General features: G+C 69.4%; 19 protein-coding genes and 1 tRNA gene. 16 read left to right on the top strand and 4 right to left on the bottom strand.

Annotation, left to right across the window (positions count from 1 at the left end; translation table 11 throughout):
• Nucleotides 1-139: 139 nt before the first annotated feature.
• The 3 genes from IPJ61_RS07760 to IPJ61_RS07750 are packed head-to-tail and all read left to right on the top strand — an operon-like array spanning nt 140 to nt 3,343.
• Nucleotides 140-460 (top strand): DUF6112 family protein, encoded by a 321-nt coding sequence (locus tag IPJ61_RS07760; RefSeq protein WP_142113274.1) that lies wholly within the window; start codon nt 140-142, stop codon nt 458-460.
• Between the two features lie 30 nt (nt 461-490).
• On the top strand, nt 491-1,870 hold the full coding sequence (locus tag IPJ61_RS07755) for a conjugal transfer protein TrbL (protein ID WP_297105035.1): 1,380 nt from the start codon (nt 491-493) through the stop codon (nt 1,868-1,870).
• A 3-nt stretch (nt 1,871-1,873) separates the two neighbouring features.
• On the top strand, nt 1,874-3,343 hold the full coding sequence (locus IPJ61_RS07750; protein WP_297105032.1) for a PrgI family protein: 1,470 nt from the start codon (nt 1,874-1,876) through the stop codon (nt 3,341-3,343).
• A gap of 130 nt (nt 3,344-3,473) precedes the next feature.
• Here the strand turns inward: IPJ61_RS07750 and IPJ61_RS07745 are convergent, their stop codons facing one another.
• Nucleotides 3,474-4,151: a hypothetical protein gene (locus tag IPJ61_RS07745; RefSeq protein WP_297105030.1), complete on the bottom strand. Its 678-nt coding sequence runs from the start codon at nt 4,149-4,151 to the stop codon at nt 3,474-3,476.
• An 89-nt stretch (nt 4,152-4,240) separates the two neighbouring features.
• On the opposite strand from IPJ61_RS07745, the gene IPJ61_RS07740 reads away from it, so the two are divergent.
• From IPJ61_RS07740 to IPJ61_RS07705, 8 genes are all read left to right on the top strand, one after another.
• Nucleotides 4,241-5,068: a hypothetical protein gene (locus IPJ61_RS07740; RefSeq protein WP_297105027.1), complete on the top strand. Its 828-nt coding sequence runs from the start codon at nt 4,241-4,243 to the stop codon at nt 5,066-5,068.
• Nucleotides 5,065-6,549, top strand: a complete 1,485-nt coding sequence (locus IPJ61_RS07735; RefSeq protein WP_297105024.1) for an ATP-binding protein — start codon at nt 5,065-5,067, stop codon at nt 6,547-6,549. Before IPJ61_RS07740 ends, IPJ61_RS07735 begins: the two co-directional genes overlap by 4 nt.
• Nucleotides 6,546-7,100, top strand: coding sequence for a hypothetical protein (locus IPJ61_RS07730; RefSeq protein WP_297105021.1), 555 nt, complete (start codon nt 6,546-6,548; stop codon nt 7,098-7,100). The genes IPJ61_RS07735 and IPJ61_RS07730 overlap by 4 nt, the downstream gene beginning before the upstream one ends.
• Nucleotides 7,097-8,872: a type IV secretory system conjugative DNA transfer family protein gene (locus tag IPJ61_RS07725; RefSeq protein WP_297105018.1), complete on the top strand. Its 1,776-nt coding sequence runs from the start codon at nt 7,097-7,099 to the stop codon at nt 8,870-8,872. Before IPJ61_RS07730 ends, IPJ61_RS07725 begins: the two co-directional genes overlap by 4 nt.
• A 43-nt stretch (nt 8,873-8,915) precedes the next feature.
• Nucleotides 8,916-9,392 (top strand): single-stranded DNA-binding protein, encoded by a 477-nt coding sequence (locus IPJ61_RS07720; RefSeq protein WP_297105015.1) that lies wholly within the window; start codon nt 8,916-8,918, stop codon nt 9,390-9,392.
• Between the two features lie 172 nt (nt 9,393-9,564).
• Complete coding sequence (locus IPJ61_RS07715) at nt 9,565-9,963, top strand: hypothetical protein (RefSeq protein WP_459251256.1); 399 nt, start codon at nt 9,565-9,567, stop codon at nt 9,961-9,963.
• A gap of 3 nt (nt 9,964-9,966) precedes the next feature.
• Entirely contained in the window at nt 9,967-10,173 is a 207-nt protein-coding gene (locus IPJ61_RS07710) for a hypothetical protein (protein WP_297105013.1), read from the top strand.
• Between the two features lie 177 nt (nt 10,174-10,350).
• Nucleotides 10,351-12,030 (top strand): recombinase family protein, encoded by a 1,680-nt coding sequence (locus IPJ61_RS07705; protein ID WP_297105011.1) that lies wholly within the window; start codon nt 10,351-10,353, stop codon nt 12,028-12,030.
• Here IPJ61_RS07705 and IPJ61_RS07700 read toward each other — a convergent pair.
• The 3 genes from IPJ61_RS07700 to IPJ61_RS07690 all read right to left on the bottom strand — a co-directional run bounded on the left by IPJ61_RS07700 (nt 12,023) and on the right by IPJ61_RS07690 (nt 14,615).
• Nucleotides 12,023-12,098: transfer RNA gene (locus IPJ61_RS07700), tRNA-His, on the bottom strand. The two genes, IPJ61_RS07705 and IPJ61_RS07700, sit on opposite strands and share 8 nt — an antisense overlap.
• A gap of 80 nt (nt 12,099-12,178) precedes the next feature.
• Nucleotides 12,179-13,105 carry a VOC family protein gene (locus tag IPJ61_RS07695; RefSeq protein WP_297105008.1) on the bottom strand — a complete coding sequence of 309 codons (927 nt, stop codon included), beginning with the start codon at nt 13,103-13,105 and terminating at the stop codon, nt 12,179-12,181.
• Between the two features lie 94 nt (nt 13,106-13,199).
• Nucleotides 13,200-14,615: a serine hydrolase domain-containing protein gene (locus tag IPJ61_RS07690; RefSeq protein WP_297105005.1), complete on the bottom strand. Its 1,416-nt coding sequence runs from the start codon at nt 14,613-14,615 to the stop codon at nt 13,200-13,202.
• A gap of 114 nt (nt 14,616-14,729) precedes the next feature.
• On the opposite strand from IPJ61_RS07690, the gene IPJ61_RS07685 reads away from it, so the two are divergent.
• Genes IPJ61_RS07685 through IPJ61_RS07665 form a run of 5 tightly spaced genes read left to right on the top strand, consistent with a single transcriptional unit; the run spans nt 14,730 to nt 20,695 of the window.
• Complete coding sequence (locus IPJ61_RS07685; RefSeq protein WP_297105002.1) at nt 14,730-16,016, top strand: efflux RND transporter periplasmic adaptor subunit; 1,287 nt, start codon at nt 14,730-14,732, stop codon at nt 16,014-16,016.
• Nucleotides 16,013-16,699 (top strand): ABC transporter ATP-binding protein, encoded by a 687-nt coding sequence (locus IPJ61_RS07680; RefSeq protein WP_297104999.1) that lies wholly within the window; start codon nt 16,013-16,015, stop codon nt 16,697-16,699. The genes IPJ61_RS07685 and IPJ61_RS07680 overlap by 4 nt, the downstream gene beginning before the upstream one ends.
• On the top strand, nt 16,696-17,922 hold the full coding sequence (locus tag IPJ61_RS07675) for an ABC transporter permease (RefSeq protein ID WP_297104996.1): 1,227 nt from the start codon (nt 16,696-16,698) through the stop codon (nt 17,920-17,922). Before IPJ61_RS07680 ends, IPJ61_RS07675 begins: the two co-directional genes overlap by 4 nt.
• A gap of 17 nt (nt 17,923-17,939) precedes the next feature.
• Nucleotides 17,940-18,791 carry a hypothetical protein gene (locus IPJ61_RS07670; RefSeq protein WP_297104993.1) on the top strand — a complete coding sequence of 284 codons (852 nt, stop codon included), beginning with the start codon at nt 17,940-17,942 and terminating at the stop codon, nt 18,789-18,791.
• On the top strand, nt 18,788-20,695 hold the full coding sequence (locus IPJ61_RS07665; protein WP_297104990.1) for an HlyD family efflux transporter periplasmic adaptor subunit: 1,908 nt from the start codon (nt 18,788-18,790) through the stop codon (nt 20,693-20,695). Before IPJ61_RS07670 ends, IPJ61_RS07665 begins: the two co-directional genes overlap by 4 nt.
• The last annotated feature ends 34 nt before the right edge of the window (nt 20,696-20,729 follow it).

The following is a 20,729-nucleotide window of genomic DNA, read 5'->3' as shown; positions in this document are numbered from 1 at the left end:
ACCCCGGCGGTGCCCACGTCCTCAATGACGTGGGCACCGTCGTCTCTGCTGCCGGCCGAGCGGGAGCGCGGGCGCACCTGTCGCGTGTACCCCGTCTGCGAGTTCGTGGGCGGGCCGCCCGTCGCCAAGGAGACCTACCGTGTTCGATCTGCTCGCCAACGTCATGTCCGCGCCGCTGCTGGTGCCGATGGACATCAACATCGACCCCAACACCAACGGGTTGCCGGGGATCAACCAGCTGCGCACCATCGTCGGCGCGGTGATGACCATCGGCCTGATCCTCAGCGTCCTCGCGCTGATCGTGTCCGCGATCGTGTGGGGCTTCGGAGCCAACTCGTCAAACCCGCATCTCGCTTCGCGCGGAAAGATCGGCGTGCTCGTCTCCTGTGGCGCGGCGGTGATCTGCGGCGCGTCGGTGACGCTCATCAACTTCTTCTGGAACGTCGGCCAGCAGGTCTGAGCCGCCGGTCGTCGAGAGCTGGAGTTCGACATGGGCGTGTGCGACGTTCCCGTGATCTCCTCGGTGTGCGATGCCGTCGGCGAAGGTGCCGCTTCCTTGGTTGCGGCCCCGTTCGACTGGCTTGCCCAGGCGATGGGCGCCGCCGCCGGGTGGCTGTTCGAGGCGGTCTGGTCGGTGTTCGACACCACCACGCTGGTGGATGTCACCAAGCCCGGCTACGTCGCCGTCTACAACCTGCTGTTCGGCATCGCGGTCTTCGTGATGCTGATCTTCTTCTGCCTCCAACTCATCACCGGCCTGATCCGCCGCGACCCCACCGCGCTCACCCGCGCCGCGCTCGGACTGGCCAAATCCGTCCTCGGATCGTTCGTGGTCATCACGCTCACGGCGCTGCTGTTGGAAGTCGTCGATCAGCTGTGCATCGGGATCGTGCAGGCCGCCGGGGAGACCACCGAGTCGATGGGCGACAAGATCGCCCTCCTCGCCGCCGGGCTGGTCGGGATCAATATCGCCGCCCCCGGTGTCGGAGCGATCATCACCATCTTCATGGCCGGCCTTGCGATCACCGCCGCCGCCATCGTGTGGCTGTCCCTTCTCGTCAGGAAAGCGCTGCTGCTGGTCGCGGTCGTCTTCGCTCCGCTCGCGTTCAGCGGCGCATCCTGGGACGCCAGCCGGGGATGGATCGGGAAGTGGGCGATGTTCGTCGTCGCGCTGATCTGCTCCAAGCTCGTCCTCGTCGTGATGTTCCTCGTCGCGATCACCCAGGTCTCCGCACCCATCGACGCCGACCTCGCCTCGGTCAGCGATCCCATCGCGGGGATCGTGCTGATGGCGATGGCCGCGTTCGCCCCGTATCTCACCTACAAGTTCATCGCGTTCGTCGGGTTCGACATGTACCACGCGATCGGCTCCGAACAGGACGCCAAGAGCGCACTCAACCGCCCGATCCCGGTCCCGTCCAAGCCGCAAGGCGGCGGAGACCCGAAGAAGGTACTCGACGGCAGCAGTGGCGGCGGCAACGCGAGCGGAAGCTCCGGCAGCGGGAGCAGCGCGCCGCCACCGCCGAAGACCCCGGCACCTACTCCCGCTGCGAGCGGCGGAGGCGCGGCAGGCGGTGGAGGTGCCGCAGCGGGCGGGGGCGGTGCAGCCGCGGCCGGCCCCGTGGCCGCGGGCGTGGTGATCGGGGCGAGTGTCGCCAAGGGTGCCGCCACCGCCGGACCGAAGGCCGGGACGGCGCTGGGAGCCCAGGGCGAGCACGCCGCCGACGCAGCCGCGCAGACACCGCCACCGCCCGCCGCATCGCCAGCGGTGGCACCGCCGTCCAGCCCGGCACCACGACCGCCGAGCACCGACCCGTCACCGCCGCCGAAGCAGCCCCCGCAGCCCGCGCCACGCCCACCGAAGGAGTAGACGATGAGCAGCACGAACAACGACCGGCCGACCGCGGGCGAGCTCGTGCCGGTGAAGTTCTCCCGCCTCACCCGACGCGGTGTCCTCCTCGGGCTGTCGCTGACGCAGCTCATCACCCTCGCGATCGGCGGAGCGACGTTGATCGGTGCGTTCTACGCCGGCGGCGGGATGCTGCTCGCCTACACCGCCCCGGTCTGGGTACTCGCCGCCGCGCTGACCTGGATACCCATCGCAGGCCGACCGATCGTGGAATGGCTGCCCATCGCCTGCTGGTGGCTGTGGCGCACCACCGGCGGGCAACTGCTGTACCGACGCAGGATCGTCGTGCCGCGCCCCGTCGGGACGCTCGCGCTGCCCGGTGACATGGCGCGGTTGCGCGAGTACACCGACCCCGAGACCAGCGCGGGGATGATCCACGACCCGCACGCCGCCACCCTGACCGTGGTGTGCGAGGTCACCCATCCCGCGTTCGTGCTCCTCGACCCCGGCGAGCAGGAACGCCGCGTCACCTCCTGGGGCCGCGTGCTCGCCACCGTCTGCCGGTCCGGGCGAATCGCGACCCTGCAAGTCCTCGAACGCACCCTCCCAGACTCCGGCACCGGACTCGCCGAATGGTGGGCCACCCACGGCACCCCGGACGGATCGTGGGCGGCCGACACCTACGCAGAGCTCATCGACCGCGCCGGACCCGCCGGCGAACGCCACGCCACCACGCTCTCGCTGTCACTGGACATGAAGACCAGCGCCCGGCAGATCAGAACCGCCGGCGGCGGGATACGCGGTGCCGCCGCCGTCCTGCGGCAAGAGATGAACACCCTCGTCGCCGCGCTCCGCTCGGCCGACCTGTCACCCTCGGAGTGGCTCACCCCAGGGCAGATCGCGGTCATGCTGCGCTCGGCATATGACCCGGCCATCGCTGCGACTCTGGAACGTCACGGCAGGCTCGGCCAGTCGCTCGCCACGGCGGGGCCGGTTGCAGTCACCGAGACCTGGGGCCGGCTGCGCACCGACTCCGCTCACCACGCGGTGCTCTGGGTCAGTGAGTGGCCGCGGTCGCTGGTGTATCCGGGGTTCTTGTCGCCGGTGCTGCTGTCCACCGGCATCCAGCGGTCGTTCTCGCTGATCTGCACCCCGATGCGCTCCGACCAGGCCGCCCGCGACATCCGCAAGAAGAAGGTCGAGCACATCTCCGACCAAGCCCAGCGCGCGAAGATCGGCCAGATCGAGGACGCCTCCCAGACCGCCGAGTACCACGACGTGCTCCAGCAGGAAGCCGACCTCACCGCCGGGCACGGCATCCTGCGCTACACCGGCCTGGTCGCCGTTTCCGCGCCCACCGTGGAGGAACTCGACGCCGCGGTCGCCGCCATCGAGCAAGCCGCGATCCAGGCATCCTGTGAGACCCGGCTCCTCGTCGGCCAGCAAGCCGCCGCGTTCACCGCCGCCGCGCTCCCGCTCTGCCGGAGGGTCTAAAACAAAGGGCGTGGGAGCTACTCAGTCGCGTCCTTGGGGTAGCTGGCGGAACTCTTCCTGGGCAGGGCGATTGACTCTCGCAAGCACGCTTGCCAACTCGGCCAGCGTCTCTTCGCCGAGCATTGAAGGATCAGTGACCATCCTGGACATCAGCTCCCGCACCTCGCTGGGCGGCAGTTCGCGCTCCTCGCTTCGACCTCGGCGAGGTGTTCTCCGATCTGAGGATGTCCGCGCTCCGAACCATCCTCATCTGCTCCTCGCTGAACGCGCGCGCGGCCATTGCTGCGAGATACCGGGCTTGGGCTTCTGCGCTGGACATCTTCGGGCGAGGGAGGCCTGCAGCGCGACCTGGAGCTGGGAGGATTGACTCGGAGTCATCGGAAGGGCGGTCAGATTCGAGGGAAACGCGGTCTGCCTTCAGCGGGCGTCTTGGACGCCGCTGGGACAACCGGACGCGCTGTTCGCCTACGAATGGACGAACTGACTCCGTCCACCACCTCTTGACGTGTGGCTTGGCCCGCTCGATTCCCTTGGCCATGAACGCGATGAGCACCTCGCTGATGAGATCAGCCAGCTCCTGTTGTTCTGGGGTCAGGCGCCTTTCCTCAGCCGGAACATAAACGTGCTCTGTGACGTACTCCGTGACATAGACGGGATCGGGGTCAACCTCATCCGCAGGGACGAACCGCGCACTTCCCTTCAAGCTGCCGTCAGCATCGAACAGGTTCTGGTGAAGCCCGCCCTCCTTCTTGCGTCCCGGGGTCAAGTCATCGTCGTCCCACTCGTAATACCCCGGAATGCGTCCCACGAACCCATCGTATCGAGCGAGTTCGCGAGCCACCGGAGAAGTGGATGACTCAGCGCACCTCCCAGTCACACGCACCAGGGAGGTCCATGATGCCCACGTTCTTCGATTCGACTGCCGACGCCGCTGAGGCGTCTGAGGCTCTGCGGGGTCTGGCTCATGCGAGCCGGGGCTTCGATCAGCCCGCGCAGATGTACGGGGTGATCGGTGACCTGTCGTCGGGGATGCGGTCGCTGCGGCAGGTGCTCGACCAGATCGCCGATGTTCACGAGCGCAAGGCCGCGCACGCGTTCAACGACGACGGCAACCACGAGGCCGGGGTTCGGGACGCGCTGGCTGCTGCGGAGGAGTTGCGCCAGGCGGCGAACCTCGTCGACCACGCCTACGACCGGCTCGCGGAGGGCTTCATCGCGGCCGGCAAGATCGCCTGGCACCCCGACCCCGCCGTCGAGGAGGCCGCGCCGTCCAGGTGGGTCAACGTGGTCTTCCTCCAGGGCGATGAAGCCGACAGGCCGTTGCGCATCCTCGGTGAGCTGGGGCATGTCGATGCGGTGGACTACCTCGCGCAGTGGGACTACGGCGACGAGACCACGCAGGCCGCGCTGGAGAACGGGTACGTCTACGACGAGCCCGGCGAGGGCACCAACGACCAGGTGGCGATCTCGGGCGACTACGCGCTGGTCGTCAACCCGCACCTCGGCTACGTCTCGCTGCTGCGCCGCTACACCGAACCCGACACCGAGACCCAGGATGCCGAGCTGGCCGGGCCGTCCCCGATGCGGCACGGCCCGGAGTTGCTGGTGTCGTACTCATCGCCAGGCGCGCCGAAGCGAGCGGATGTGCCATCGAAGCGGGATGGGTCGTGGTTCGAGTCGACGAAGATCGCTGCGGTGAAGCAGGCGCGGGGGCTGGGGCTGTGACCCAGGATCGCGAGCGGCTGCACACCGCCGTTCTGGTGGCACCGTCGAAGGAACGCCGAAAGCTCCGCAAGCAGCGCCGCCGCGCAGAAGCCCGCTTGCATGCCGAGCAGCGCAAGAATGTGCTCGCTGCCGCGAAGGCGAAGGCCGAGCAGGAGCGGACCGAGCGGCGCGCCACGGTCTACCTGCCGAAGGCCGGCGAGCCAGGTGCCGCGCGGTTGCGGACGCCGGGCCGGTTCCATCTGATCCGCCATCAGGACACGTCGGCGACGTTGGCGGGTGCGTATCCGTTCGTCGCCGAGGGTGGTCTCGGTGCGGATGGGGTGTTCGTGGGTCAGGACCTGTACTCGGGTGGGAGCTTCGTCTACGACCCGTGGGTGTTGTACGCGCGCGGGATCATCACCGCCCCGAACGTGGTGCTGGCCGGGATCGTCGGCTCCGGGAAGTCGAGCCTCGCCAAGTCGCTCTACACGCGGTCGTTGCCGTTCGGGCGGCGCGTGTACGTGCCCGGCGACCCGAAGGGCGAGCACACCGCCGTCGCCAACGCCGTCGGCGGCCGGGCGATCGTCCTCGGCCACGGCCTCAACACCCGCCTGAACCCGCTCGACGAGGGCCACCGACCCGCCGGGCTGTCGGATGAGCAGTGGGCCTCGACGGTTGCGGCCCGGCGTCGTGACCTGATCGGCGCGCTCGCCGAGACCGTGCTCGCGCGAGGGTTGTCGCCGTTGGAGCACACCGCGATCGACATCGCCCTGACCCAGACGGTGCGGGAGAACGATGTGCCGATCCTGCCGATGGTCGTCGAACGCATCCTGACCCCCAGTTCGGATGCCGACGGCAGGCTGGCAGAGGACGGTCGGCTGGTCGGTCACGCGCTGCGCCGTCTCGTGGCCGGTGACCTGGCCGGGCTGTTCGATGGGCCGTCCACGGTCAGGTTCGATCCGTCGTTGCCGATGATCTCCCTCGACCTGTCCCGGGTCACGGAGAACTCGACGCTGATCTCGGTGTTGATGACGTGCTCGTCGGCGTGGATGGAGTCCGCGCTGCTCGACCCGAATGGCGGACAGCGGTGGGTGATCTACGACGAAGCCTGGCGGCTCATGTCCCACCCGGCGCTGCTGCGGCGGATGGACGCACACTGGCGACTCGCCAGGCACTACGGGATCGCGAACATGCTGATCTTCCACAAGCTCACCGACCTCGACAACGTGGGCGACCAAGGCTCAGCGATGCGGTCCCTGGCCAACTCGCTGCTCGCGAACGCAGAGACGAGGATCGTGTACCGGCAGGAGTCCGACCAGCTCGGGCCGACCGCGACCGCCCTCGGTCTGACCGGCACCGAGCAGCAGCTCTTGCCGAACCTCGGCGTCGGCCAAGGGCTGTGGCGGATCAAAGCCAGGAGCTTCGTTACCCAGCATCAGTTGCACCCTGCCGAGCTCGCCCTGTTCGACACCAGCAGCCGCGCGGCAGGAGGCCACAGATGAACCTCACCAGCCCGCGCCGATCCCACCCGAACGACGACGACGAGCAGCCGGTTCCGGTTGAGCTGCCGCACGTCCTCGTCACCGTCGCCGCGGACGGCACCCTCGCCGCGACCGTGGACGGAACACCGTTCCCGTCGCCGGACGCGAGCGCGTGGACGCGGGCGACGTTCGGGCCGCTCATGGATGCCATCACCAAGGACCGAACCGTCGCGGTCCGGGTGGAGGTACGCGAGTGCGACGGGAGCGTCTTCACCGACATCATCCGCCCCCGCACACCCCGACGCGCCGCACCCCTGTCTGAGAAGCCGGTGCCGGAGACGCGGCGGAGTCGTCACGCACGCCGGGTGCCGCGCTTGATGGAGGTCACCGCCGACGGGTTCGTCCCCGGCGAGGATGTCGCCGTCGCGGTGATCGTCTCCCACACCGACGCCACCGGAACCGGCGACGCCCGCGCGCTCATCGACCTAGACACCCTCCCCGACACCACTGGGCAGGAAGTCATCCTGCTCGGCCGTATCTCGGGCACGTACGCGGTGCGGCGGCTGACATGAACCAGCGACAAGCCGGGGGCATGGGCGACGAACTCACCAACGCCGCCCTCATCGGGCTGATCGGCATGTTCGGCATCGCGCTCGTCCTGCGCGCAGCCGGCAGCATCACCGCGTTCCTCACCGGCCTGCCACAGCCGGACGCCGGCCCGGCCGCGGGCCTCGGAGTGCTGTTCAACCCCGCCGACCCCGCGACCGCACTCGGTGCCGACGGGCTGAACCCGATCCTGTACTGGCTCGTCAGTGCCGTCATGCTCGGAGGGCTCGCCGCCGTCGCGGTCTGGCTGTGGATCGTGCTGCGCCACCACACCAGGAAGACCGAGACCGACCCGCACCGCCTCGCCGGGACCGCCACCAGCCAGGAAGTGAAGACAGCCGCGTCGGCGAAGGCACTGCTGCATCGCGCTGGGACGCTGCGGCCGTCGCTGGAATCCCCAACGCCGGAGGATGTCGGCTACCTGCTCGGAGCCAGTCGCGGCACGAAGGTCTGGGCATCGGTCGAGGACTCGATCCTGCTGATCGGCCCGCCCCGCTCCGGCAAAGGCCTCCATGTCGTCATCAACGCGATCCTCGACGCCCCCGGCGCTGTCGTCACCACCAGCACCCGGCCCGACAACCTCACCGCCACCCTCCGCGCCCGCCGCCGTCGCGGCGGCCCGGTCGCGGTGTTCGACCCCCAACACCTGGCCGAGGGCATCCCTGCCGGGCTGCGCTGGTCACCCGTGCGCGGCTGCCACGACCCACTGACCGCGATGATCCGCGCCAACGGCCTCGCCGCCGCCACCGGCCTCTCTGCTGGTGGGGTCGAGTCCGGTGGCTTCTGGGAAGGCAAGACCCGCACCGCGCTTCAGAGCTTGCTGCACGCCGCCGCGCTCGACGGCAGACCACCAGCCGAACTATTCAGATGGACCCTCGACCCCAGCGCTGCGTCCGAAGCGGTCGCGATCCTCAACTCCCACCCGAACGCGGCGATGGGTTGGGACGACTCCCTGGCCGCGATGATCGACGCCGACCCCAAGACCCGCGACAGCATCTGGCAAGGCGTCTCCCTCGCACTCTCCGCGCTCGCCGACCCCCGCGTGCTCGACGCGGTGTCACCGGGGCCGCACGAGCAGTTCGACCCCGAGACCTTCCTCACCGAACAGGGCACCCTCTACTTGCTCGCCACCGGCGCCGGGGCCGGTGCATCGGCGTCGCTGGTCGCGGCGTTCGTCGAAGACCTCATCGAGACAGCGCGCAGGCTCGCCGCCCGCTCGCCTGGTGCCCGACTTGATCCGCCGCTGCTGCTCGCGCTCGACGAGATCGGGAACCTCGCGCCCCTGCCGTCGCTCCCGACGCTCATGGCCGAAGGCGGCGGAACCGGGATCACCACCATGCCCGTGTTGCAGTCGCTCGCCCAAGCCCGCGACCGGTGGAGCGAGCACCAGGCCGGCGCGATCTGGGACGCCAGCATCGTCAAGATCATCCTCGGCGGCGCATCCAACAGCCGCGACCTCCAAGACCTCTCCACCCTCATCGGCGAACGCGACGAGTACACCGACAGCATCACCCTCGGCGATCGCGGCACCCGGTCGAACCAGCGCTCCGTCCGGCGCGTGCCGATCCTGCCGCCAGACCGCATCCGAACGCTGCCGTTCGGCACCGGCATCACCATGCTCCGTTCCGCACCACCCATCGTCACCGACCTACGCGCCTGGCCCACCCGGCAGGATGCCGCGCAGCTCCGTAGCGATCGCGCCGAACTCGAAGCCCTCCTGCGCCGCCCCACACCCTGACGACTCTGGGTGCCGGGGCGCACCTGCCTGACACAGCGACCACATGCAGCTGGTCGCCCGAGTTCAGGAGGACGCCATCATGGCCATTCGCACCCACCAGTCCATCTCCGGTTTCGTTGCTTCGGACCCGCAGCTCAGTCAGACCGAACGCGGCGACGCACGCCTCTACTTGAAGGTCGGCATCGAGCACTACCGCAAGGAGCCCGACAACACCTTCACGCAGTTGGAGACGACCTTCCACGACCTCATCGCGTATCGCGGTGCCGCCGAGCAGGGGGCTGAGCGTCTGGCCAAGGGCGACAACATCATCGCCGACGGCCGGGTGCGCGACTACTCCTACGAGCGGAACGGCCAGCGGTACGAAGGCGAGGAGTTCATCGCGACTCGCATCGGTCACGACCTCGCACGCACGCGCTACGAGGTGGATCGCACCGAGCGGTCTGCGTCCGGGCGCGACTCAGCCGCCTTCGCTGCACCTCAGCAGGCCGCGACGTCGAGCGCGACCGCAATCGGGATGTGAGTAGGCATCATGACCGATCAGTTCCCTGAACATGACGACATGCCACCCGAGCCGGTCCTGGCGGCACCCCGGTTCGACACGCCTGAGCCGCCGCACCCGGTCAACTGGAACCTTCTGACCGCGAACGATCTCGAAGCCGAGTTGCTCGAACTGAATCGCTGGGTGGACTGGCTTGCGCCACACGTACGGTCTTCCGTCCAGCGTCGTGCCGCCGTACTGGCACCGCCATGCCGAACTCCTGTGGGAGCTGTCCGCGCTGCATCTTCACTGGCTGTGCGCCTACGACCCCGACCAGAACGGCTCTGCGCCGCTCGGCTGGCACCGCGACTTCGCCGATGCACGCGCCAGACTTCGCGATTGGGTGGCCGCCTGCGGAACGCGCCTCGACCGCGACCGACCGACACGCCAGACGAGCTGGCCGGGCGAAGACCCCGCACAACCCATCGAGGACTCTCCGATCACCGACCGCGACGAAGACTTCGTCCGGTTCGTCCTAGACGAGGTTGCGGCGCGTCAAGAGGCAGAGGACGCCTTCTTTGCCGCTGCCGACCCGGAGACCGGTGAGGTGTGAGTCATGGCTCGCCGCTACGCACGGAAGACCGGACAGCGCCAGCAGAGCGAGCGCGAGCTGACGATCCGCGCCGACTTCCACGATCCGCCCGACCTCGACAAGCTCAGTGAGCTGCTGATTCGTATGGCGCTCCAGCAGTCGGGCTCGTTCCGTTCAGGAGATGCGACTCGACCGAAGCGTCCCCGGGCTTCGGCGGGCTCGTCGTCGTAGAATGAACACATCCGCCGCGGATGGCGGATGTTGTGGTCCTAGCGCTTCGCCTCCACGGCGAGGCAAAGTAAACGTGGCCGATCCGGCCTAGTCCTACAGCCTTCGGGCTCTTCTCACGATCAACATCCGCCGTCACATAGTCCGCGTCGGCAGGACCAGTGACTGTGGAGAAGAACCATGACGATCATCGACGCGGACCGCACCGCGATAGACAGCCTCGTAGCGCCAACGCCGTTCCCCGGATCGTTCGCCGTCTCGTACCTGCGAGTGTCCACGAAGGAGCAGGCGGAGAAGGGCGGACAAGCGGAGGGCTTCTCGATCCCAGCGCAGCGCGAGGCGAACCAGCGCAAGGCCGACCAGCTCGGCGCAACGATCATCGAGGAGTTCGTCGACGCGGGCGAGTCCGCGCGCAAGGCCGACCGGCCCGAACTGATGCGGATGATCCAGTACGTCGCCAAGCACAAGACGAACTACTGCATCGTCCACAAGGTCGACCGGCTCGCCCGCAACCGTGCCGACGACGTGACCATCCACCTCGCGCTCAAGGACGCCGGAGTCACGCTGGTATCGGCCACGGAGAACATCGACGAGACCCCATCGGGGATGCTGCTGCACGGCATCATGTCCTCGATTGCCGAGTTCTACTCCCGCAACCTCGCCACCGAGGTCGTCAAGGGTCTGTCGCAGAAGGCCGCGCAGGGCGGCACGGTGACGAAGGCACCCATCGGCTATCGCAACGTCGGCGTGCGCGACGACTTCGGGCGCGAGGCACGCACCGTCGAGATCGACGAGGAGCGCGCGCGGCTGGTCAGGTGGGCGTTCCAGGTGTTCGCCTCCGGCGACTGGACCACGAGCCAACTTCATCAGGAGTTGGTGGCGCGCGGGCTGACGACAGCTGCGACGCCGCGGCGACCTTCTCGGCCCATCGCCAAGTCGTCCGTGCACCGGATGCTGACGAACCCCTACTACAAGGGAAACGTGCGCTACCAAGGCGTCACCTACGCCGGAGTACACGAGGCAATCGTCCCCAACGAGGTGTGGGACCAGGTGCAAACCGTGCTCGGCACACACCGCTCGGCCGCGGACGCGACCCAGGTGCACGAGCACTACTTGAAGGGCACGGTGTTCTGCGGGCAGTGCGGCTCGCGCCTGATCGTGTGTAACGCGAAGAGCAGCCAGGGCACGATCTACCCCTACTTCGTGTGTGCGAGCCGGCATGGCGGCAGGGGCGACTGCACCCGACAGGCGATGCTGATCGAGCAGGTGGAACGGCTCATCGAGCGCTTCTATGCCAAGGTCCAGATCGACCCGGAAACGATCGAGGCGGTCTCGGCGATGATCCATGCCCGGTTCGACGAAATGATGGCCGAAGGAGCCGCCGAACTCGCCGACCTCGCGTCCCGGAGAACACAACTCGGAGGCGAGCAGCAGAAGCTGCTCCAGGCTCACTACGCCGGGGCGATCCCGCTCGACCTGCTCAAGAAGGAGCAGGATCGGATCACCGCGTCGCTGGAGACCATCGAGCACCGGATCACCGCGCACCACGGCCACTACGCCGACGCGAGAGCGAACCTCGACGACTCACTGAAACTGCTGTCCAACGCCGCCGACATCTACGAGCACGCCGACGATGCAAACCGTCGGCTCCTCAACCAGGCGCTGTTCAAGACGATCTACATCGACGAGGACAACGACGTGCGCGTCGGCTACCGCAACCCGTACGACGGGCTGAGCATCCCCGGCCTCCATGCCGACGCACTGAGTTGGGCCGCGGAGGCAAAGAAGATGGGCCAGGCTGAACCCTCGACCAAGGGTGGCCCCTTGGTCGAAAGTTCAAACCTGACCCGTTTGGGGTGAGTAACGGGACTTGAACCCGCGACATCCTGGACCACAACCAGGTGCTCTACCAGCTGAGCTATACCCACCATCGTCGCTTGCGGCGACTGCGAGAGTCTAGCGCACCGCGGCGGCGCCGCGGAAATCGGCGTGCGCCGTCTGCCGGCGTCTATTTCGTGAGCAGGTCGGCAGCGGCTGACCCGGGCAGGGAGAGGGTGACGCGGGTGCCCCACGGGTCGTCGACCGCGATCGACGACCCGTCGTCGGCGAAGTCGAGGCCTTGATCGCGCAGTCTCGTGGCGAGGGCGTCGAGGTCCTCGCGGGTGGGGAGGGTCACTGCGACGTCGGCGAGGCCGAGCGTGGCGGCGCGCGGGCCTGCGCCGCGGCTGTTCCACGTGTTCATCGCGACGTGATGGTGGTAGCCGCCCGCGGAGGCGAAGAGCGCCGTCGGATGGATGCCGGCGGTCACCTCGAAGCCGAGCGTGTCGATGTAGAAGGCGCTTGCCACGCCCACGTCGCCGACCTGCAGGTGCACGTGACCGACCCTGCCCGACTGGCGCTCGACGGCGTCGAGCACGACCTCGTCGAGATGCGTGGACAGGTAGGCGTTCGGGTCAAGGTAGAGCGTGTCCATGTGGAGCTGGCCGTTGACGCGGCGCCACGTCTCGCGGGGTCGGTCGGTGTAGAGCTCGATGCCATTGCCCTCGGGGTCGGTGAAGTAGAACGCCTCGCTCACGAGATGGTCGCTGGATCCAGCGAACCTGCTGCGCGGGTCCCGTGCGGTCCGGAACACCGTCGCGGCCAGGCTGGCGGCATCGTCGAAAAGGAACGCCGTATGGAAGAGGCCGGCCGCGCGCGGATTCACCGCGGGAAGGCCCGGGGTGTGCACCAGCCGCACCATCGGCACGTCGCCGCGTCCCAGCACACGATGCACCTCGGAGCCTCTCGATCGCTCCTCGATGGGGATGAGTGCGAGCGCGTTCTCGTAGTACCCGCTCATCTGCTCGAGGTCGCCGACACGCAGGGTTACCGCGTCCATCGCGAGGCCTGCCGAGAGCGTGCGCTCGTTCGTGGTGAGGTCCTGATCGGTCGCCATGCTGATCTCCTGCGACAAGAAGTAGTTTGAGTTTCAACTAAATCTTAGCCGACGTCAACCGAAACTCAACTGTTCAAGCGAGTAACGCCTGGCCTTAGAAGGCGAACGCGGCCGTGGACAACGGACTGGGACCGGTGAGCGGCTCCAGGCGCCAGTTCAGCCGCGCCGCTCCCGTCTCGGGGTCCAGCTCCACGAGGATCGTGTGGGGGGTCTCCACCAGGCGCAGCTCGGCCGTGAAGACGTCGCCCTGCCAGGCGCCGCTGGCGGCCACCGATACCTCCGGACCGCGCGGCGTCGGCCACTGCGACTCCAGCCATTCGCCGTCGCCAACCCGCGTGGTCAGCGGCCCGGACGGCTGATGGAGCAGCAAGACGTGCCCGCTCTCCGTGGGAACCAGCGTCGCGCTGGTGAACTCCGCAGGCAGCTGGGACGACTCGTCGCGGGGGAGCGTCAGCGGAGGGCGGCGCTCGTCGCCGGAGAGCGGCCGATGCGCGAGATCGGCGAGCCGTCGGGCCAGCTCGGCGTCCGCTCCTGGGTCCGTCTCGGCGTCGATCGCCGGGATCAGGTGCTCCCACAGCAGGTCGAGCACCTCCTGCATGTTCTCCACCTCGGACGTGATGGCCACCGCCACGTCCTGCTCAGGGACCACGACGGCGAACTGGCCGAACGCGCCGTCGCCGCGGTAGCCGTGGCGTTGCCCCCAGAAGGAGTGGCCGTATCCGCGGGACCAGTCGCCGACGTCGGTGCTAGCCAGTGAGGCGGCTGTGGGCTGCGGCGCCACCGGGGCGAAGCCCGTCGGCACCACCCATTCGCCCTCCCACACGCCGCCGTCGAGCCAGGTCTGGGCAAGCGCCAGGATCGACGGCGTCGTGAGGCACATCCCGCTGAAGCCGAGGTCGCGACCCTGGTGCGTGCGCTGCGCCTTCGCGGCCGCACCGCCGAAACGGTCGAGGAGCCGCCGCACGTGCGCGGTCACCGGCTCGCCTGTCGCCGCGGCGATCGCCTGCGCCACCAGGTACGTCCCCACCTGGTTGTACGCCCACACCTCGCCCGGTTCGCCGTCGGGCTCCCGGTCCAGGATCAGGGGCAGGAGCTCGTCGTCGGACTCGAGGACGCGGGGCGTCGGCTCGCTGTCGCCGCGCCAGTCCCACGCATCCTCCGTGTGGCCGACGGTCATGGTGATGCAGTGCCGCACGGTGACCCGGCGCCACTTCTCGGGGATCGTGTCGAGGTCGGCGAGGTAGGACCACACCGGGGCATCCAGCGCGATCAGCCCGCGGCCGGCCAGCTCGCCCAACACCGTGGCAGTGAAGCTCTTGCTCAACGAGTAGGCCAGATGCACGCGGTCTCGGTCGTAGGGCGCCCACCAGCCCTCCGCGATCACCTTCCCGTGCCGAGCAATCATGATGGAGTGGAACCCGTGGCCGGGTGTCTCGAACGCATCAAGCAGAGCGAGGAGGCCCCTCCCGTCAACTCCTTCGGCGGCGGGTGTGCTTCGTGGCATCGTCATGGGATTCAGCCTAGTGCCGTCGTGTGCGCCGAAGCGCATTGCGGTGATGTCTCCACAGGTGGCGCATAGGGAGCGCCAAGGGTCGCTACAGGCGGGTCCACCACGCTGCTCGGTGTGAGTGAACACGACCTCGAGACTCCCGACGCCCCCAGCACACCCAGCCGACCCACGCGCACGCGCAGGCGCCGACGGCGTTGGCCCCGCACCGGCAAGGGCCGCGCCGTCCTGGCTTCCGTCCTCGCCCTCGCCCTCGCGGGCGGCGGCTTCGCCGCCTGGAGCCTGTGGCCCCGCGAGGCGCAGGCCCAGGCCATCCGACAGGAGATCACGGTCTCGCCCACGGCACTCAAGACGACGGTGAGCGCCACCGGCACCCTCGAGGCCGCCCGCCGCGCCGACCTCAGTTTCGAGACCTCGGCCGCCGTCACCTCCGTCGACGTCGAGGTCGGCGACCGCGTCGAGGAGGGCCAGAGCCTCGCCGCGATGAACGACGACTCCCTGCAGATCGCGCTGCGCTCAGCCAAGGCCGACCTCACCGCGGCCAAGGAGTCCCTCGTGGACCTTGAGGACGACGACGATTCCTCGGACACCGCCATCCGGGCCGCGGAGGCAGGCGTCCAGGTGAAGAAGAACGCCGTCGCGCAGGCCAAGCTCAACCTCGCCGCCGCGACCCTCACCGCCCCCTTCGCCGGGGTCGTCGCCCAGGTCAACGTCGTCGAGGGCGACACCGCCGGCGGCTCGGGCGGGTCGTCGCAGCCCGCGGGGCAGGGCGCGTCCAGCAGCTCCACCGACGCCGACATCGTCGTCATCGCTGAGGACGCGTTCACCGTCAGCGCTTCGGTCTCCAGCGCCGACATCGCCAGTGTCAAGCGCGGGCTCCAAGCCGAACTCAGCGTGGGCGGCTCCGAGGACATCGTCTACGGGACAGTCGCGAGCGTAGCTGTCGAGGCCACGACGTCGTCGTCCGGTACGAGCTCGTTCCCCGTCACCATCGACGTCACGGGGCACCCCGAGGGACTCTTCGCCGGATCGACCGTGACAGCTGCGATCGTCGTCGCCCAGCACACCGACGTCCTTGCCGTGCCCGCGGCGGCCATCACCACCGTCGACGGAGCGTCGACCGTCACGAAGGTCGTCGATGGCGTCGACACCCCGACTGCCGTGACAACCGGCGAGACCATCGACGGCAGCGTCATCGTCACCGACGGCCTCGCCGAGGGCGACCAGATCGTGATCGAGAGGTACGCACCCGGTGGCTCCCAGAGCACCGGCCAGCAGAACCAGGGCGTCTCTGGCGGCGACCGGGTCGTCGGCGAGGGAGGCTTCCCCGGCGGTGGCGGGTTCCCGGGCGGCGGCGGAAACTTCCAGCCCCCGGCGGGCTTCGAGCCGGGCGGCAACCGATGAACGTCCTCGAACTGATCGACGTCACGAAGACCTACGCCAGCGGCGAGCTGGAGGTCCAGGCGCTGCGCGGCGTCTCACTGACCGTGGCGCAGGGCGACTACATCGCCATCATGGGCCCCTCCGGCTCGGGCAAGTCCACGCTCATGAACATCCTCGGCTGCCTCGACGTCCTCACCACCGGCACCTATCAGCTCGCCGGACGCGACGTCGCCCACCTCGACGAGGAGGAGCTTGCGGACGTGCGGAACCGCTACACCGGGTTTGTCTTCCAGCAATTCAACCTGCTCCCCGCGCTCCCGGCATGGCGCAACGTCGAGCTGCCGCTGCTCTACGCGGGCGTCCAGAAGGCCGAGCGGCGAGCCCGGGCGATCGAGGCGCTGGAGCGCGTCGGGCTCGGCGACCGCGTCGCCCACCGGCCTAGCGAACTCTCCGGCGGCCAGCAGCAGCGCGTCGCCGTCGCCCGGGCGCTGGTCGGCGAGCCAGCCATGATCCTGGCCGACGAGCCCACCGGCAACCTCGACTCGCGCTCGACGGAGGACGTCCTCGCCCTGCTCGACGAACTCCACCAGGCCGGCCGCACCGTCGTGCTGATCACGCACGAGGCCGACGTCGCGGCGCGTGCCGGGCGCGTCCTGCACGTCCGCGACGGGCTCGTCACCTACGAGGAGGCGGTGGCCGCATGAGGTTCCGCAACATCCTCGTCGTCGCGCTGGAAGCGGTGAAGCTCAACCGCACCCGCTCCCTCCTGACCGTGCTCGGGATCACGATCGGCATCGCTTCCGTGACGCTCACCGTCGGGCTGGGTCTCGGTGCGCAGCAGCAGGTCAAGGACCAGATCGGTGCGCTCGGCAGCAACCTTCTGATCCTATCGCCCGGCAGCGCCACCAGCGGGGGAGTGCGTGGCGGCTTCGGCAGCGCGACGACGCTCACCCGCGCCGACGCCGAGGCCCTCTCATCCGACGATGTCGCGCCCAGCATCGCAGCCGTCGCCCCCACGACGTCGAGCAACCAGAGTCTCGCGGCGGGCTCGACCACGTGGACCTCGCAGGTCGTGGCGGTCACACCGTCGTGGCAGACGGTGCGCTCCCGAGACCTCTCCGTCGGCACCTTCCTCACCGACGACGATGTGGCGAACCGCGCGAAGGTAGTCGTGCTCGGCTCGTCGACGGCCGACGAACTGTTCGGCGGACGCGGCGGGATCGGCCAGACGGTTACCATCGGCGGCACCGACTTCACGGTCGTCGGCATCCTCGACAGCAGCGGATCGTCGTCCAGCGGCACCTCGGAGGACGACATGGTCCTCATGCCATGGACCACCGCGGCGGCGACGCTCGGCACGTCGGCCTCGACAGTGTCCACCATCTACGTGACCGCCGCCGACGCCGACCTCCTCTCGGCCGCTTACCAGGAGGCGACGGCCGCGCTCAGCGCGCGCCACGGCATCACGGCCGACGACGACGCCGACTTCAGCATCACCACGCAGGAGGCCATCGTCACGGCGGCCACCTCCACCGACCGCACGATGACGATCCTGCTCGGAGGCGTCGCCGCGATCTCGCTGCTCGTCGGCGGCATCGGCGTGATGAACATCATGCTCGTCAGCGTCACCGAGCGGATCCGAGAGATCGGCCTGCGCAAGGCACTCGGCGCGAAGCCGAAGGTCATCCGCACGCAGTTCCTCGTCGAGGCGGGTGTGCTCGGCCTCGTCGGCGGCGTACTCGGCCTCGGCATCGCCGCCGTCGGCGCCGCGACCCTCCCCAGCCTGATCGACCAACCCGTCCAACTTGTCTGGTGGGCGATCGCCGGCTCGCTCGTCGTCGCTGTCGGCGTCGGCCTCGTCGCGGGTGTTTATCCCGCGAGCCGCGCCGCGCGCCTCGCCCCCATCGACGCCCTCCGCCACGAATGACTGCAAAGGAAACCCTCATGATCTCTCCCCGCATCAGCACCGCCGTCGTCGGCCTCGCTGCCGTCTGCGCCCTGAGCGCATGCTCGGCGAGCGAGCCGCCCATTCCCGTGGCGGACTCCTCGCCGACGGCGCAGGCTACGACGGGTCCGGCAGACCAGCAGGGCCAGCAGGATCGACCGCAGCAGGACGGGTCGCGGGGTCAGCGCATGCCCGGCGTGCAGGGCCTCATCGCGCAGATCGACGGCAGCACCATGCAGGTCCAGGGCAGCGACGGCCAGACCGCCGTCGCCTGGACCGACGACACCACCTTCACGCGCCAGGCCGCGGGATCCGCCGAGGACATCCTCGCGGGCGCCTGCATCACCGCGTTCGGCGACGCGGCCGAGGGCTCCGACGGCGTGCGGGCGACCCGAGTCACGCTGACTGATGCCGTCGACGGCGAATGCAGCGCCTTTGGCGGCGTCTTCCCGGGCGGCGGCGGTACCCCACCGAGTGGCATGCCATCGGACGCGCCGCAGCCTCCGGATGGGCAGGCCGGAGAGGCTGGGGGCACGCCGCCATCGGGCGCGCCCAGCGGCGGCCCAGGTGGCGCCGGAATAGGCAACGTGGTCAGCGGGGAGGTCGTACGCGTCGACGGCTCCACCATCACCGTCGAGCAGGCCCCTCCCGGCGCGGACGCGACCACGGCGACCTTCACACTGACCGACGACGCGACGATCACCGCCACCGTCGATGCGAACGCCGAGGACGCGATCGTCGGGCAGTGCGTCTCGACGCAGGGCGAGACCGACGACGTCGGCGCCGTCACCGCGACCACCATCCGGCTGAGCGAGGCTGTCGACGGCCAATGCACCGGAGGCCGGCGGTGAGGGCCAGGAAGACGAAGAAGCGACGCGGCGCGGTCGTCGGCCTGGTCGTGGCCCTCGCATTGGGTGGAGCGGGGGTCGTCGTCCTCACCCGCCCATCCGCCGCCGACCAACTGGTTCTCGGCGCGACGACGCGCGGCTCGCTGACACAGACTCTGTCCTCCACGGGAACGGTCACCGCGGTTGACCAGGCCAGTGCCTCATTCCCGGCGTCGGCGACCGTGACCGAGGTGTCAGCGGTCGTCGGCGACACAGTGAAGGCTGGTCAGGTGCTCGCCACCATCGACGACACCGCGCTGAGCGACGCACTCGACAAGGCCGCGCTGGACGTCGCCGAGGCGAAGGAGGCCCTCGCCCAGGCAGAGGACGCGGAGGACGAGGGCGACTCGACCTCTTCCTCGTCGTCGGCGTCCTCGATGCCCAGCTCGTCGGCGACGAGTACCCCCACCGCGTCGAGGAGCCCGTCGGCCACCGTTACCCCGACCGCGAGCCCGACAGCGACACCCACGCGGCCCGCCACTGAGGACGCCGTCGCCGCCGCGAAGACCGGCCTCGACCAGGCCCAAACCGCTCTCGACGAGGCCTGGACCCGCTTCAGCGAGGCACTTTCCACAGCAACCGCGGCCTGCCTCGCGACGGAACCTGAGCCGACGCCGAGCCCGTCGCCCATGCCCGAGCCGAGCGCGTCCGCGCCGCCGGAGCCCTCGGCCTCACCGACGCCCACCGCCACGGTGACGCCAACCGTCGAGCCGACCCCGGAACCAACTGAGCCGACCGAGGAGACGTCGGCCGAGCCGACGGGAGAGTCCAGCGTTGAGGCCGCAGAGAGCGCGGGCGACGATGCGGGCCTCACGGCCAATCCGGACGTGGCGAACACCGCCTATGGGAGAGGGACGGACGCGTGTATAGCTGCGCTCGAGTACCTGACGGACCTCGAGGAGGGCCTCGGCGGCGCGCGTGACGCGCAGGCCCGCGCCGTCGATGCCCTTGTAGCCGCCGCCACGACGCCGCAACCGGACGCCGATCCCGGCACGTCGCAGACGCCCGATGACCAAGGTGACTCCTCGCCGACCACCGGCTCCGGGACCGCGCCGTCGGGGGACTCGTCGGCCACCGTCGGATCCGGTTCGGCCCCCAGCGGTTCCACGGGGCAGGCGTCGGGCTCTGGACAGGAAGGCCCCGGCGGCAGTCAGACCGTCGCCCAGGCAGAGGCCGCGCTCGAGGTGGCCCAACTCGCGCATGCCAACGCGGCGCTCGCGCTGGCCGCAGCGACCCTCAAGGCGCCGGCCGCTGGAGTGTTGACGGCCTTGCCGTTCACCGTCGGCCAGGCGGCGTCGACGTCCGACGCCGCGACCGTGCGCACCGGCGACGCGCTCGCCGTGCCGCTCGAGGTGGCGGTCACCGACATCGCCAAGATCGCCGTCGGCCAGGAGGTGCGGCTCGCCTCGGAGACCGGGGGAGCGTCCTCGGGGGCCGTCGGTTCCATCGCGCTGGTGCCCACGACGTCGGAAACCGGATCGACGACCTACACGGTCACTGTCGCGGTGGAAGAGCAGGAGCAGGGCCTCCGGGTGGGGACGACGGCGACGGCCGAGGTCGTCGTCGGCGATGCCCACGACGCAGTGCTGGTGCCGGTGTCGGCGGTGACCCTGACCGGGTCTGACTCCGGGACCGTGCGGGTCAGCAAGGCGGGCACGGTCAGCACCCAGGAGGTCACGCTCGGCGTGCGGGGCGCGACCCACATCGAGGTCGTGGAGGGGCTTGAGTCCGGCGACCAGGTTTTGCTGTCGGACCCGAGCCAGGCGATCCCGAGCTCGACGCAGTCGACAAGGACGAGTGTCCGCATCGGCGGAGGGCTCTCCGGTAGCGGTCTCGAGAGAGGAGGCTTCGGCGGGCCGCCGCGGTAGGTCCCGCCGCGCGAGCGAAGCGAGGCCCAGGATT

The organism is Tessaracoccus sp. (genome assembly GCF_016714275.1).
Taxonomy (GTDB): domain Bacteria; phylum Actinomycetota; class Actinomycetes; order Propionibacteriales; family Propionibacteriaceae; genus Arachnia.
This window is presented reverse-complemented; position numbering and strand designations above follow the sequence as displayed.